The 14,144-nt window shown below is 65.5% G+C and carries 9 protein-coding genes and 1 pseudogene; 2 read left to right on the top strand and 8 right to left on the bottom strand.

The window, feature by feature from the left end; genetic code table 11:
- Positions 1-168 precede the first annotated feature (168 nt).
- The 7 genes from CHB88_RS11945 to CHB88_RS11920 all read right to left on the bottom strand — a co-directional run bounded on the left by CHB88_RS11945 (position 169) and on the right by CHB88_RS11920 (position 11,755).
- Complete coding sequence (locus CHB88_RS11945) at positions 169-4,167, bottom strand: translocation/assembly module TamB domain-containing protein (RefSeq protein ID WP_143131226.1); 3,999 nt, start codon at positions 4,165-4,167, stop codon at positions 169-171.
- Positions 4,157-5,953 carry an autotransporter assembly complex protein TamA gene (locus CHB88_RS11940; RefSeq protein WP_176442426.1) on the bottom strand — a complete coding sequence of 599 codons (1,797 nt, stop codon included), beginning with the start codon at positions 5,951-5,953 and terminating at the stop codon, positions 4,157-4,159. The genes CHB88_RS11945 and CHB88_RS11940 overlap by 11 nt, the downstream gene beginning before the upstream one ends.
- 157 nt (positions 5,954-6,110) lie before the next feature.
- Positions 6,111-6,329, bottom strand: a complete 219-nt coding sequence (locus CHB88_RS25145; RefSeq protein ID WP_176442425.1) for a hypothetical protein — start codon at positions 6,327-6,329, stop codon at positions 6,111-6,113.
- A 254-nt stretch (positions 6,330-6,583) separates the two neighbouring features.
- On the bottom strand, positions 6,584-7,153 hold the full coding sequence (locus CHB88_RS11935) for a hypothetical protein (RefSeq protein WP_143131225.1): 570 nt from the start codon (positions 7,151-7,153) through the stop codon (positions 6,584-6,586).
- A 191-nt stretch (positions 7,154-7,344) separates the two neighbouring features.
- The gene (locus CHB88_RS11930; RefSeq protein WP_089399550.1) at positions 7,345-8,073 is read right to left on the bottom strand and encodes a pseudouridine synthase; all 729 of its coding nucleotides are present in this window, start codon (positions 8,071-8,073) and stop codon (positions 7,345-7,347) included.
- 28 nt (positions 8,074-8,101) lie between these two features.
- Positions 8,102-10,783: a bifunctional acetate--CoA ligase family protein/GNAT family N-acetyltransferase gene (locus tag CHB88_RS11925; protein WP_089399549.1), complete on the bottom strand. Its 2,682-nt coding sequence runs from the start codon at positions 10,781-10,783 to the stop codon at positions 8,102-8,104.
- Positions 10,784-11,032: 249 nt separating this feature from the next.
- Complete coding sequence (locus tag CHB88_RS11920) at positions 11,033-11,755, bottom strand: autoinducer binding domain-containing protein (protein WP_089399548.1); 723 nt, start codon at positions 11,753-11,755, stop codon at positions 11,033-11,035.
- Positions 11,756-11,924: 169 nt separating this feature from the next.
- Here CHB88_RS11920 and CHB88_RS11915 point away from each other — a divergent pair, with 169 nt between their 5' ends.
- Together CHB88_RS11915 and CHB88_RS11910 are read left to right on the top strand one after the other, a co-directional pair.
- Positions 11,925-12,404: a DUF4902 domain-containing protein gene (locus CHB88_RS11915; protein WP_176442424.1), complete on the top strand. Its 480-nt coding sequence runs from the start codon at positions 11,925-11,927 to the stop codon at positions 12,402-12,404.
- A gap of 53 nt (positions 12,405-12,457) precedes the next feature.
- Positions 12,458-13,057 (top strand): annotated as a pseudogene (locus CHB88_RS11910) (acyl-homoserine-lactone synthase); the annotation flags it as partial.
- Positions 13,058-13,380: 323 nt separating this feature from the next.
- Here the strand turns inward: CHB88_RS11910 and CHB88_RS11905 are convergent.
- Positions 13,381-13,911, bottom strand: a complete 531-nt coding sequence (locus CHB88_RS11905; RefSeq protein ID WP_089399545.1) for a Spy/CpxP family protein refolding chaperone — start codon at positions 13,909-13,911, stop codon at positions 13,381-13,383.
- Positions 13,912-14,144: the final 233 nt, after the last annotated feature.

Below are 14,144 nucleotides of genomic sequence, written 5' to 3'. Positions count from 1 at the left end.
GTCAGTCGAGCGCCACGCGGTTCATGCCGGCGCCGGTAAATGATGGGTTCGGGTCTGACTGGGTGCGACAGGGTAAGTTCCTGCAAGAAAGCATAGTGCCCGCGGCACACGCGGGCAAGCTTAATCACTTGCCATTTGCGGACAGTCAGATGCGACGACCGCAATGCTTCAGTCAAAGGCGAAGTTGTAGAACAGGGAAAGCGCGCTGCGCGAGCCGGTCTCGCCTTCCAGGGTCAGCCGCGGACTCAGCACATAGCGCAGATGGAGCACCGTATTGGCGGTTTCCAGTCCGCGGCGGAAGCTGACGAACAGACGCGATGAAAGCTGCTTGCCGAGGGTGACGATGCGCTCCTGAACGGTGGCGCTGTCGGCGCTGCGGCCGATGTTCACCTCATCCAGGCCGAAGGCATTGGCGAGTTGGGAGCCGACCCCGGCGGCCGCGCCCTGCGACAGCAGCGCCCCGGCGGCGCTCTGCAGCGCGCCGACGTCGCCCTGTCCCGCGCTTGCCAGTCCGCGTCCCAGCACCAGCCAGGACAGCTTCTCCGCATCCGGGACGGTGGGCTCCGATACCAGGGTGACGCGCGGCGACAGCACCGTGCCGCCGACCGACACCCCGGCTTCCACCTGCTGCCCGCGCCGCATGGCCAGGATGTCGAGGCCGGGATTGTCGAGCGGACCGGAGAAGCGCAGAAGTCCGCGCTCGATCGCCAGTTCCCGCCCGTAAGCGGAGAAGGTGCCCTTGACGATGCGCAGGATGCCCCGCGCCGTCAGCGGCTCGCCCGGCTGGCTGGCGAAGCGCAGGTCGCCCGCCAGCTGGCCGTCCAGCCCCCTGCCCTTCAGCTGGATGAAGGAGCCGATGCCGACGCTGACGTCGATGGCAGCCGGCAGGCCGCGCCGCTCCCCGGTCTTGCCCTTGTCCTGGTCGCGGCCGACGATGACCACGTCGTCCGACAGTTTCGGCATGCTGATGTTGCCGATGTCGAAGTAGCCGGAATCCACGGTGAAGGCGCCAGTGATATTGCCTGCGCCGCCACTCCAGCCGAGCTGGCTCGAACCGCTGATGCTCAGGCGCCGGTCGGAGCGGTCGAGCAAGGCGAAGCGCTCCGCGCGCAGATCGATGCGTGCCGCCGGCGCGCCGCTGGCGAAATCCACCGTGCCGCTTGCCACCAGCGGCCCGCCCTTGCCGGCGGGTCCGGCAAATCGCAGCGAGTTCAGGCGCAGGCGGGAATCGTCAAAGTCGGCATCGAGGGTGCCGCCGCGGAAATCGATGCCGGTATCGGCCATCAGGAAGTGCAAGCCGTTGCCGGTCAGCTTGCCCGCCAGCAGCGGCTTGTCCAGGGTGCCGCCGATGTCGATCCGGCCCTGCAGCCGGCCCTCGGTCAGCATGGTGGGCGACAGCAGTGCCGCCGCCCAGCCTATCGACGGCAGATCCAGTTCGACCTTGCCTGACAGCGGCGCGTTCGGCGCCAGATGCGGCGGCGTGCCGGACTCCATGAGGCTGCTGCCGCTGGCGGCGATGCGGCCGAGGCGCTCTCCCTCCGCACGCAATTGCACGGCAATCCGCCCGCCTTCGAGATTGGCGGCGGCCTCCAGCTGGCGCAGTCCGAGGGCGACCGGCACGCTGCCCTGGACCACCACGTCGCCGCCGTCCCGGCGCAGGCTAGCGCTTCCGGAAGGATTCTTGCCGAGGTCGATGTTCCAGTCGCCGCTGAGCATCAGGTCGCTGCCGAGGATGGACGGCGAGCCGATGAGCTTGAGAATCTGGCCGGTCCGCAGTTGCCGGATGCTGCCGCGGGTGGCGATGCCCGCAGCGTCCCGCTGGAACCGTTCGATGGTGATGCGGCCGGTGTTGCCGTCCAGCGCCAGATTTTCCAGCCGCGCGGAATCGGCCGACAGCAGCAGCGGCGCCGGTCCGGTCGAGCGGGCGACGAGGCGGCCGTCGGCCTCGAAGCGCTCTATCGTCCCCTGCCAGGCAGGCTGCGGCTTCGGCTTGGCGGCGAGCCCGCTCAACCCGCCATGCGCGGCCAGACGCCAGACCTGGCCGGGTTCGTTGACGATGGCGTTGATCTGGTGATTGCCGGTGGTGCCGTCGGCCTGCAGGTTGAGGCTGTCGAGACGCACGCCGCCGACGCTGGCCTGGCGTCCGGCGAGCGCGATGTGCAGCGGCGCTTCGGGTTGCGGCGCGAAGCGCGCCTGAAGATCGACCTGCTGCAGCCGGTTGGCGCCTTGCAGCAGGCCCCGCGCCGCCACGCTGACATCGGCGGCGCTCAGCAGCAGCGGGTTGGCGCGGTCGATGCTGGCGCTGCCGCTGCCGTCGGCGCTGTCGATGCGCACGCCGCCCGGCAGGCGCAGCTGGCCGGCGCCGAAGCGGGCTTGCACCTGGGGCCGCCGGAAGCTGCCGGCGGCTTGCCCGTCCAGGCGCAGGCTGCCGGCGAAGTCGCGGCCGAACTGCTCCAGGCGCGGCGCATCCAGGTTGAAATCGATCTTGCCGCCTTCGGCATCGAGCGCGCCCTTTGCCTGCAGCCGGTTGGCGCCGGCCAGCAGCGCCAGATCGTCGATGCGCAGGCTGTCCGCCTGCAGCCGCACTCGGCCCTGGCCGCGCAGCGGCTGGCCGGCGAGCTGGCTGTCCTTCAGGCTGAAATTCGCATCGGCCAGCAGCGCGGGCTGGCGCTCGCCTTCGACGGAAAATTCGCCGTTGAGCAGCATCTCCGGCAATTGCGCCAAACGTCCCAGGTCCCGGGGCCGGAAACGGTTCAGGCGGCCGCTGGCGGCGAAGCTGCCCTTGCCCTCGAGATCCGCTCGGGCCCGGGCTTCCAGCGTGCCGCTGCCGGCCTGGATGCGCACCCGGTCGAGGTCGAGGCGCTTGGCGGCCAGAACGCCATGCGCGCTCAAGCCGATCCGCTGCCGATCCAGAGGTTCGGACAGGTCAAGCGCGAACTCCTGGCCATCCTTGCCGCTGCTCAGGCTGGCGTTGCCGGCGAGGCGGGTCGTTTGCATGCGACTGTCGAGCCGCTTCAGATCCAGCGCCTCGGTGGCTAGCTTGAGCGCCAGTTTTCCCTGGCGGTAGCTGCCCGAGCCGCGCAGCGATCCCGCCGGCTGGGCCGGCGCCCCCATGAGGGCATCGATGCGGTCGAACAGAAAACCATCTTGCTGCTGGGTGAAGGCAAGTTCCAGGCGCGACAGCGGAAGCCGCTTGCGGTCATAGGGGCCGGCGGCCGGGTTGTCCAATGAAAGCGTGCCGCTGCCTGCGGCATTGCTCTCCAGGCGCAGCGCGATGTCGCTGCCCGGCAGGTCCGGCTTGAAGCGCGACAGATCGATGCCGCTTGCCGCCAGACGCGCGGCGCCGAGCTTGCTCTCCGCAAAGGGATGCAGCGTCGCCTCGCCTTTCACGATGGCGCCTGCCGCGGCGAGGTCGGCATCAATGCGGGTATCTTCCAGCGAGCCGCCGAGGGTCACGCGGCCGTTGCCGGCAAAGTCCTGCTCCGACAAGGCAAGGGTGCCATTGCCGTTGAACGCGCCCTGCAGCGCATAGGGCTTGATGGCGGCAAGCCTCAGATCGCCCTGGAGCGACGCGCCGAACGCATTGCCGCCGGCATCCCCCTTCAGCGCCAGCTGACGAAGCTGCAGCCGGTAAGCCCGATCCGTGTAAGTCAGGCCGAGAACGGCCGGACCGAACAGCAGCGGCTCGCCTTCCGTCGGTTTCATGCTGCCGCTGTCGATGCGCGCCTCGTCCAGCTTCAGATCGAATGGCAATCCGATGGCATCCGGCAGCTTAGTCTCTTCCTTCGGCGCCTCCGCCTTGGCGGTCACGTCCAGCCGGCCGGCATGCAGGGACTGCACATGAAGCTCGCGCTGCAGCAGCGCGCGCGGAAACCAGTCGAGCCGCACGTCCTGCAGCACCAGGGTTTGGGCCTGGGTGTCGATGGTGATGCGGTCGATGCGCAGCGGACTGGTCAGGGCGCCATGCACGCCTTCAGCGCGCACCGCACCGTTCGAGAGGCGCTGCGCCAAGCCGAGCGCCGTGCCGGCGCCATGCTCGGTGCCAAGCATCCAGGCGACGGCAATCGCGATCGCCAGCAACAAACCGAGCAGCAGCAGACCGATCGTTCGCCATCCATGCCGGCGCGACGGCGGCTTGGGAGCGGGCGCTTGGGCCTCAGAAGCCATAGCCCACCGTGAAATGCAGGCGCGGCTGGCGCGTCTCGTGGTTGTAAGCCACATCGACGCTGACCGGGCCGATCGGGCTGCGCCAGCGGCCGCCAATGCCGGTGCCGTGTCCTGCGGAGAAGTCGCGCCAGGAGTCGGCGGCGCCGCCGACATCGGTGAATACGGCGGCGCCCCAGTCCGGCTTGAACCAGTAGACCAGTTCGGCGCTGGCCACGGCAAGCACCCGGCCACCGACGATGGCGCCATCCTGCGGTACGCCTAATGTGTTGAGCGCATAGCCGCGGACGCTCTGGTCGCCGCCGGCGCGGAACAGCAGGTCCGCCGGCACGTCGAAACGGCTGGCGCCGAAAACCTGCCCGACCTGGGCGCGCAGGATGGGTTGCCATGTCCGGTTGAGCATGGTCATCCACACGCCGCTGGCGAGGACGCGGCCGATGTTGGCTTGATTGATCACGCCCGCCGGACCGGCGCCCACGTCGACCGACGCGAGATAGCCTCGGCGCGGCGACAGCAGGTTGTCGACCCGGCGCCAGGTATAGCCGGCATTGGCGAGCAGCGCCTGGCGGTTGTTGATGAAGGTGTCGCCCACGCGCTGGCGGTCGGCGTAATACGTCACGCCGAGGATGCGCTCGTCGGTCTGGATCGGCTTGGTGAGGCGGCCTCCGACGCGGATCTTGTCGTTCAGCTCGCCGGAGATGTTGGTGCGTTCGTAGCGGGCATCCAGATTCGGGTGCCAGCCATTGCGCCAAGTGGGAAAGAACACGGTGCCGGCGAGGCGCCGGGTATCGCGGTCGAACAGCAGCTGCGATTCCAGGCGCCAGTTCCGGTCGAGGAAGCGGCGGTCCAGCCAGCGCGCTTCCACGCGGGCGCCGGCATCGGTGGAAAAGCCGAGGCCGAGCGCCAGCCGGCGCCGTTCGTTCTCGCTCACGTCGACCCGCACCGGGACGTCGTTCGGATGATCGGGATCGACCTCGGTGCTGGCGAAGGCCGACTTGAAATAGCCGCTGTCCTGCAGGCGGGCCTGCAATTCGTTCAGCTTGTCCTGGGAATAAGGCTCGCCGGGACGGATCGGGTTGAGTTCATCGATCATCTCGCGCGAATAGCGCTGCAAGCCCTGCACCTGCAAGGTGCCGAAAGTGAAGGCCGGTCCGGAGTCGACTTCGACGCTGAGGTCGGCGATGCGCCTTTCCGGATCGACTCGCGCCTCGCTCTCCTTGATGGCGGCCGACGGATAGTCGCGGTTGAGCAGATTCTTCAGCAGATTGCCCTTCGCGCCGGACCACGCCGACTGCTTGAACACGTCGCCGGCATCGAGGCTCCATTGCCGCCGCAGCGCCGCCATGCGCTGCGCGTGGCGTCCGCCGGCGATGTCGCCGCTGAAGCGGATGTCGACGTTCCCGACCCGCGTCGGCTCGCCGGGCTCGACGATGAAGCGAGCCACCGGACGACCGCCATCCCGCAGCAGCTCATGGCGTATCGTCGGGCTGAAGAACCCTTCCGTCGCCAGCAGTTCGCGAATCTGCGCCGGCGTGATGTTCACCAGGCGCTGCAACTCCTCCTCGCTGAGCGCATCATCGGTCTGATGGCGGCGGATCTCGAGGTAATCTTCCAGCAGCTTCCGGTAGTCCCCGGCGCCTTCGATCTGTACGTCGAAACGGTTGTCGGACTCGGCCATCGCCGTAAGCGGCAGGCAGGCCGCCAGGCTGAGGAGACAGCGCAGCGCCATGCGCTTGCAGGCACCGGCGTAAATGCGGTCGATAGGAGACTTCGGTGGGTTCTGCTTCATCAGCGACTCTTGGAATCGCATCATTGAACCATGGCCGACGGCGATCGTGTTGTGCGAAATCGACTGCGTCGCGAGTCGTTCGTGTCGCGCGGATGAGGAGTGACGGTGTGCGTGAAATGCGGCACCGGCGGGCAACGCCGGCCGCCGCGTGGAGGCATCACATGCCGTATTTGGATTGAAGCAGCTGCTCGACCAGATCGCGCGTCTCTTCGATCGCATCGATGCTGTCGTCGTGATCGTAGACGACGGTATGCCGCTGCTCGGCGACGTCATATTCTCCGGTGACCGAAATCACGGCCATCATCTTCCCATGGTCGACTTCCCGCACTTGAGCATGCGCGTGCCATGGCCCTACCCTGCAATCAAGCTCCTGCATACATACTCCGTTCAACTTGTTTTCATTCTTGTCTGATTGTGCCGGCAAAACAGGGTTCCGTCAGTGCATCTTCGCTTGATGAAGCGCAGGGAAATTGCGTATAGGAAGGTTCGTTGCGTACGGCGTATCGAAGGCCGGCTGCGTCACAAGGAGACGGCGAGAAAAGGCATCCGCCGGCTGATTGGAAGCCGGCGGATGCCGATGAACAGAACGCCGATGATCAACGCGCCGTCGAGGCGGCGCGATTCGGGCTTTTAGCGGGAGCCGGCCCCATTGTTGGTGCTGGTGCCGGTGCCGACGCCGGCCGGACCGCTGGTGGTGCCGGTCGGGCCGCCAGTGCCCGGGATGCCGCTATTCGTACCCGACTTGTCCACCGTTGCGGCGGAAGATCCGCTACTTGAGCCGGTGCCGCTGGAGCTCCCCATGCCGGAAGTGCCGCTGGTGGATCCGGTCGCGCCGGCGCCCGATCCCATGCTGCCGGAGCTGCCGGCGGCGCCCGTGCCGCGGGTGGTCCCGGCGCCGCTCGACGAGCTGTTCATGTCGTAACCGGGACGCGAGCCCATCTGCGTGCCGGCGCCGCCGGGTCCGGGATTGCTGCCCATGGCGGCGGCATCGGCGCGGCCACCGGAAGGGTCATGGGACTTGCGCGCATGCTTCATGCGCTTGGTCCGCTTCTTCTTGGTGGTCGTGGTGGTGCTCGGCGCAGCCGAGGTCGTGCCGCTGCTGGTTGCGTCGGTGCTGCTGGTTGCGCTGCCGGTTTGGGCATACGCGGCGCCGGCGAGTCCCAGCATCGAGAGAAGCACTGCAAGAGTGAGTTTTTTCATGCTGCCTCCAGTATCCAGATATTGAATGGGAATATGGGTCTTTACTCTGGCGAAATGACAGAGTTACACCATTAGACTGGCGTGGAGAAACAGGTTCACCCTGGCTTTATATTTTTTGCATCATCCCAGTGCAACGGTGTTGGCACGGAGAAAGCAGCGTCGGCTGAGAGACGAACCGGCGTGAGGACGCGCTATCCCTTGTCCGTGCCGCCGGCGAGCAGCGTCAGGTCTGCCGCTTCCAGATAGAGCCATTCGCCCTCGTCCAGCGCCAGCGCATCCAGCGTCAATCCGCCGATGGCGATGCGGCGCAAGGCATCGCAGTGGTTGCCTGCGGCCGCCAGCATGCGCTTGACCTGGTGGTACTTGCCCTGCTCCAGCACGATTTCGATTTGATGCTCGCCCAGCCGCTGGCAGGAAACGGCATGCAGCGGCGCCGGCTCGTCGTGCAGCTGGACGCCGCCGAGCAGCTGGGCCACCAGCGCATCGGTCACCGGTTCATGCGTGGTGGCGACGTAGCGCTTGGGCACGTGACGGCGCGGCGAGGATTGGGCGTGGATGAAGGCGCCATCGTCGGACAGCAGCAGCAGTCCTGTGGTGTCGTGATCGAGCCGGCCCACCGGCTGCACCTCGCGCCAGGTGAACTGTTCCGGCAGGAGCGTCAGCACGCCGGGATGGTTGCTCGGCTTGCGCGAACATTCATAGCCGGCCGGCTTGTTGAGCACGATGTAGACATGCTCGCGATAGGTCCAGTCTTCGCCGAAGACGGTGAACACGAGTCCATCGGTTTCCACTGCCTGCTTGTAATCGGTCGGGGTTTCGCCGCCTATGCTGACTTCGCCGTCCGCCACCAGCTCGCGGCACCATTTGCGCGAACCGAAGCCCTGGGATTGCAGCATGCGGTCAAGGGTGATTTTTGCCATGGCGCGACTGTACCAGAAGCGGGCAAGGTCAGGCCGGCGACGCCAGGACCAGCCGCAGCGCGGTGACGCCCTCTTCCCCTGGCCGCGTGCTGAAGCCGAAGCGGCGCGCCAGGTGGATCAATCCCTTGTTGTCGGACAGGGTCTCGCCGATGATTTCCTTGAGCCCGATGGCGCGGCAGTAAGCCACCAGCTTGGCCATGAGCAGGCTGCCCAATCCCCTGCCCTTCATGTCGGAGCGGACGATGATGGCGAATTCGGCGCTCACCTTTTCCGGATCGGAGATCGCCCGCACCACGCCGACCGTTTCCGGCCGGCCGCCGGCGCCCTGCCAGCTGGCGATGAAAGCCATCTCCCGGTCATAGTCGATCTGCGTCAGCCGCGCCACATGGTGCGGCTGCAGCTCGCGCATGCGGCTGAAGATGCGGTAGCGGACGTCGTCGGGGTGCAGCTGATTGAAAAAGCGGACATGTTCCGCGCCGTCCTCCGGTCGGATCGGCCGCAGCAGCAGATCCCCGCCTTGCCACTGGTGATGCTCCTCGAGCTCGACGGGATAAGGCCGGATGGCCAGCCTGCTGACGCCATCGGCGCTGACCCGGCGCAGCTGGATGCGGGCATCGAGCGCGACGAGGCCGTCCGCATCCACCAGCAGCGGATTGATGTCCATCTCCGCAATCTCCGGGATGCCGATGACCATGTCGCTCACCTGTATTAGCGTGGCGCAGATGGCGTCGATATCGGCCGGCCGTCGATGGCGGTAGCCGGCCAGCAGGGCCGCCACGCGGGTGCGGGAAATCATTTCGCGCGCCAGGATGGTGTTGAGCGGCGGCAGGCCGATGGCATGGTCGTGGGTCACTTCCACCGCGATGCCGCCCTGGCCGAACAGCACGACCGGGCCGAATACCGGATCGGTGCTGATGCCGATGATGATCTCCACGCCCTCCGGCTTGCGGGCCATGGCCTGCACCGACCAGCCGTTCAGCCTCGCTTCCGGCCGGATGGCATGCAGCCGCCGCTGCATCTGGCCTGCTGCTTCGAGCAAGGCGGCCGGACTGGCGAGATCGAGCGCGACGCCGCCGACATCGGATTTGTGCGGGACATCGGGCGAGACGATCTTGAGCGCGACCGGAAAGCCGATTTCCTGCGCCAGGCGAGCGGCTTCCTCGGCACTGGCGGCAGTGCGCGTCTGCACCACCGGAATGCCGTAGGCGGCCAGCACCCGCTTGGCCTCGGGTTCGGACAGGATGCTGCGCCCGTCCGCCAGCGCCTGCTGCACCATGGCCCGGGCGCGCCGGCGGTCCTCGCGGCCGGCCTTTTCCGGCATCGTCGGCACTTCCATCAGCAGCCGCTGGTTGCGCTGGTATTGAACCATCTGCATGAAGCCGCGCACCGCCTTCTCCGGCGTGTCGAACGATGGAATGCCGGCGGCGGCAAAACAGGTCCTCGCTTCGCTCACCGAATCCCGCCCCATCCAACAGGCCAGCACCTGGCGCGCGGCGCGCTGGGCCGCCGGCGCGACGGCACGGGCGATCTCGGCGTTGGACACGATGGCATTCGGAGCATGGATCACCAGCACGGCATCCACGCCGCCATCGGCGAGGACGATTTCGATCGCTTTCAGGTAGCGTTCCGCGTCGGCATCGCGTTGCAGGTCGATGCTGTGGCCCGGCTTCCAGTTCGCAGGCAGCATGGCTTTCAAGCCGGCGACGGTTTCCTTGGACAGTTGTGCCAGCTGTCCCTTTTCCGCCAGCAGGCTGTCGAGCGCCATCACGCCCGGTCCGCCGCCATTGGTGATGATGGCGAGACGGCCGCCCCGCACCGGCTTGCCGCGCGCCAGCGTTTCCACCGCGTCGAAGAGGTCTTCGGTCGACGCCACGCGCAGCATGCCGGCGCGGCGAATGGCGGCATCGAATACGTAGTCGGCGCCCGCCAGCGCGCCCGTATGCGATGCCGCCGCCTGCGCGGATTGCGCTTCCCTGCCTGCCTTGATGATCAGGGTCGGCTTGCTGCGGGCCGCCGCCCGCGCGGCGGACATGAATTTGCGCGCATCGGCGATCGATTCGGCGTACAGCAGGATGGCGCGGGTCTCGCCGTCGGTGGCGAGATAATCCAGCACGTCGCCGATGTCGATGTCGGCGCATTCGCCGAGCGATACGAACTTCGAAAAGCCGATGCCGCGCGACTTGGCCCAGTCCAGTACGGCCGTCACCATGGCGCCCGATTGCGACACGAAAGCGATTGTGCCCGGCAGTGCATCGGCATGCGCGTAGCTGGCGTTCAGGTGCAGCCTCGGGATGAGCAGACCAACGGAATCCGGGCCAAGCAGCCGCAGCAGCCACGGCTTGGCGGCTTCCAGCATGGCCTGTCGAACCGGCCTTCCATCCGGCATCCTGGCGCTGGCCACATCCGGCGTCAGCACAATGGCCGCCCGGGTTCCCAGCCTGCCGAGGTCCGACACGATGGCGGGGATGGCATGCGCCGGCGTGCAGATCAACGCCAGCTCCGGCGCCTGGGGCAGCGCCGGGACGTCCGGGTACATCGGCTGGCCGCCGAGCTGTTGGTGGTTGGGATTGACCAGCCAGATGCTGCCCGTGAATTCGCTTTGGCTGAGATTGTGCTGCAGCACTTCGCCGATGCGCTGGCCTTGCACCGTCGCGCCGATGATGGCAACCGACCGCGGCTGGAACAGGAACTTCAGGTTTCTGATGCTCATGGGGTAAGCTCCGCCGTAATGATTTCTTGATGCGAATCCATTACATCGCAGAGCACGGCTCGTACCAAACGTTCCCCGCGCGAGCGGGACAAATCCTGCGTTCGGTGCGCATCACGCCATAATAGATTGTGAGGAAGCCACGAGGAAGGCCTGCAGGCGCCCCGCGCCCAAACAGCATGGCGGCCGCAAGAGGCGTTGCCGCGGATGGGAAGTGAATCGGTGGATTGAAGATTGCCGGCTCTGCCGCAATCAAGCGAGCATGCCGAGCGCAGCGGCCTTTACGGCTGCTTGGGTCTTGTTTGAGGCGCCGAGCTTCAGGACCACGTTGTTAACATGGAAATTGACGGTACGCTCGGACACCGAAATGATTTGCGCTATCTCGGAGGCCGTCTTGCCCTCCGCCGTCCAGCGCAGTACTTCCCTTTCACGCGGCGTAATCGACACCTGGGTCTCGGGCGCCAGCTTGGGCATCAGAACCCGGGTCATGGAGGCATGCGCGATTTGGGTGAGCCAGCTCATCATGCTTTGCTTGTGCATCAGCTCCGCATCAGCGATTTGTTCGGTGCCGCGCGCCAAGGTCAGCATGCCCACCGCGCCGGAAGGATCGCGCGATGCCTGCGCCCACCCGAAACGCAAGCCATACGCCCGGGCTTCCGACCAGAGCTCTTCCGCTGACTGGAACGTTTCGGGAGACCACACGATGGGCAAATTGGACTTCAGTCCATGGTGCACCGTCGGATCAACGCTGATGTAGTTGCGCTGCGCGTAGCATTCCTGCCACTGGCGCGGATAGTTGCTGAACAGAGCGAGCCGGGGACGGGATACCGGCACGGGCATCTTTATGCCATAGGCGCAGTATTCGAAGCCGAGGCTGGCGGCGATCGATTTGATGCGGTCGAAGAGCTCTTCCTCCGAGGCGGTCTGAAGCAGATTTTCGAAGCTGGTGAAGCTGTTGAAGCTGTTCGGGTCCATCCTTGCTCCTGCAACGGGTAGAGAAACTGTGGCTGCGTGCCGTCGGGATGCGGTGTAAGCCCATGTCTCAAGTGTCAGAATTGACAGTCGCACAACTCAGTGACAGCACGTAGACTGATGCCGGTTCGCGATGGAGCGAATCACACTCATTCTCTGCGAGAAACCGATCTTGAATAAGTCAATCGAAGGCAGCGCTCAAACCAGGCAGGCAGACTTTCCGCTTCTTTCCCATTCCTTCGACGGCTATATCCGTCTTTCGCTTTCGCACTTTCATCTGCTTCCGTTCATCCACCTTTATTCGAGCGAGGATGCGGACTTCCTTGACGAGCTCCACAGGCTCGCCATCCCTGCCGCTTCTGCAGGCTATTCGGAATGGGTCAGCGATACCTCACCGCCGGTCTCCATCGCGTGGGGCTGGTTCATTCACGGCCCCACCGGCCAGATGCTGCTCGCGCCGGATGGCGTCCGGTCCAATGTCATGCTGGTCGACCGACAAGGCTACGACCTGGGGCCGGAGCGCACTGCCAATCTGTTCGGTGTCTGGCTTGGAATATTCAGCTGGCAGTCGGAGGTAAGGAGCAGCACTTGGAGCACTCGCGGTGTTGCGGCCAGCGCTGAAATTCCGACTGTCAACTTTTGCAGTTACTAAGGCCCTTTCGAGCAGGTGTAATCGTGTCAGACAAATAACGCTCTGACAAGATTATGACCATGACATTTTCTGGTACCAGCGCTGACCTTTCCGCGGACATGCACAAGGCGCTTGCGGCATACCGCTATCGCATCTTCATCGAACGGCTCGGCTGGTCGCTGCCGGTGAAGGAAGGCGAAGAGGAAGACCAGTTCGATCGACCGGACACGGTTTATGTCGTGGCGCAGGAAAAGGATGGATCGTTGAGCGGCTGTGCCCGCTTGCTGCCCACCACCCGTCCCTACCTCCTTGGCGAGGTGTTCCCCGGCCTGCTGTGGGGCATGCCGATCCCCCGCAGTCCTGAGGTATGGGAATTGTCCCGCTTTGCCGCCGCGCCGCTATCGGGCGGCAGCGGCATGGATCAGGCGAAGCTCACCCGCGGCTTGCTGGCGGCGGCCGTACGCGCCGCTTTCGCGCGCGGCGCCAAACGGCTGATCACCGTTTCGCCGCTCGGTGTTGAGAGACTGCTGTATCGAATGGGCGTGCATTCGCACCGCGCCGGACCGCCGTCGATGATCGACGGCAAACCGGTGTTTGCCTGCTGGATAGAGCTCGATGAGCAGACTTTCGCCGCGCTCGGAATTGCTCAACCCGGGCGGGATGCAGGGCAGCCAGAGGCGCTGCAAACAAGACCGGCTCCGGTCGGCGATTCAGACATCATTTTCCAGGGCGCTGCCGCGCCTAGCGTTGTCGACGCATGCGTCGGCGTTGCCGAAGCGGGATAGGCACCGCGAAGCGCCAGAGTAGGCGTCGCTCGCAGCACCATTCGCCGACCGGGCGCATGCTGGTGCCTTGAGATCAGGAAAACCGGCTCCGATTCGGCTTCAGATCGCTTGGGCGTGCCGCGATTGCCGAACCGGCGGCACATCAGTGAGGGCTCATCCGGTTGTCCATGGAAAACAGCCAACATCGGTTCGGCCGGAAGTTTCGGCTTTGTTTAAGGCCTTGAACCCGTATCCTTGCCGGCATCCTCTCCCCGCTGCATTCTTCCGGAACGCATGTTTCCGCGCCCCGCCGGAAACTGCTCATTGAAAATTTTCTGCTGCTCCGGACTCAGCACCGCATAAAACTCCCTGGTCGCGGCGAGGTGATCTGTCATCCGCTTTTCAGCCTCCCGCATCATCGCGAGATGACGTTCCATGCGATCCGGCACCGAGAGCTTTGCCATGTCCGCGCGGTCGGGCCTTTGCGCAGGCACTTGGCGCAGCCGGGCAACGTAATTGTTCCAGGCAGTCTCCTGACTCGCGTTGAGCTGCAGCTTGTCGTGTAATTGCTGCAGTCGGCGCGTCATCATTTCACGCATGTGTTCGGCATGATGCTGCTCATGTTCTTCGCCCATGTGGTGCTGCATCCGCATGCCGGGGCCGCCCATCTGGCTCTGTTGCGACTGCGCGCCGGCGCAGGCTGCAACGCTCATGGCGACGGCTCCGGCGGTCAAGATCCTTATCATGTTTTTTTCCATTTTCATGCTCCTGTCCTAACGTGGGTTGATGTACCAATGCAGGCCGGGCCGCGTTGTTTCGCTCCCTCGAACCAGTCGCCCGGTTCGGCTTGCCCAAGCCTCGCCGATGCGGCCAGCAGTGCCGCAGCCTTACCGGATGGATGGCCCGGTTGCGGATGCGAGCCGCTTGAGCGACGGAATCAAGTTTGCTTTGCCGATGTATCGGTTCAATGTCTTCCCGGCAGCGTCATGTATCGAGT

It is taken from the genome of Noviherbaspirillum humi (assembly GCF_900188095.1).
GTDB lineage: Bacteria > Pseudomonadota > Gammaproteobacteria > Burkholderiales > Burkholderiaceae_D > Noviherbaspirillum > Noviherbaspirillum humi.
Note: the sequence above shows the minus strand (reverse complement) of the source record. Positions and strands in the feature narration are given on the sequence as shown.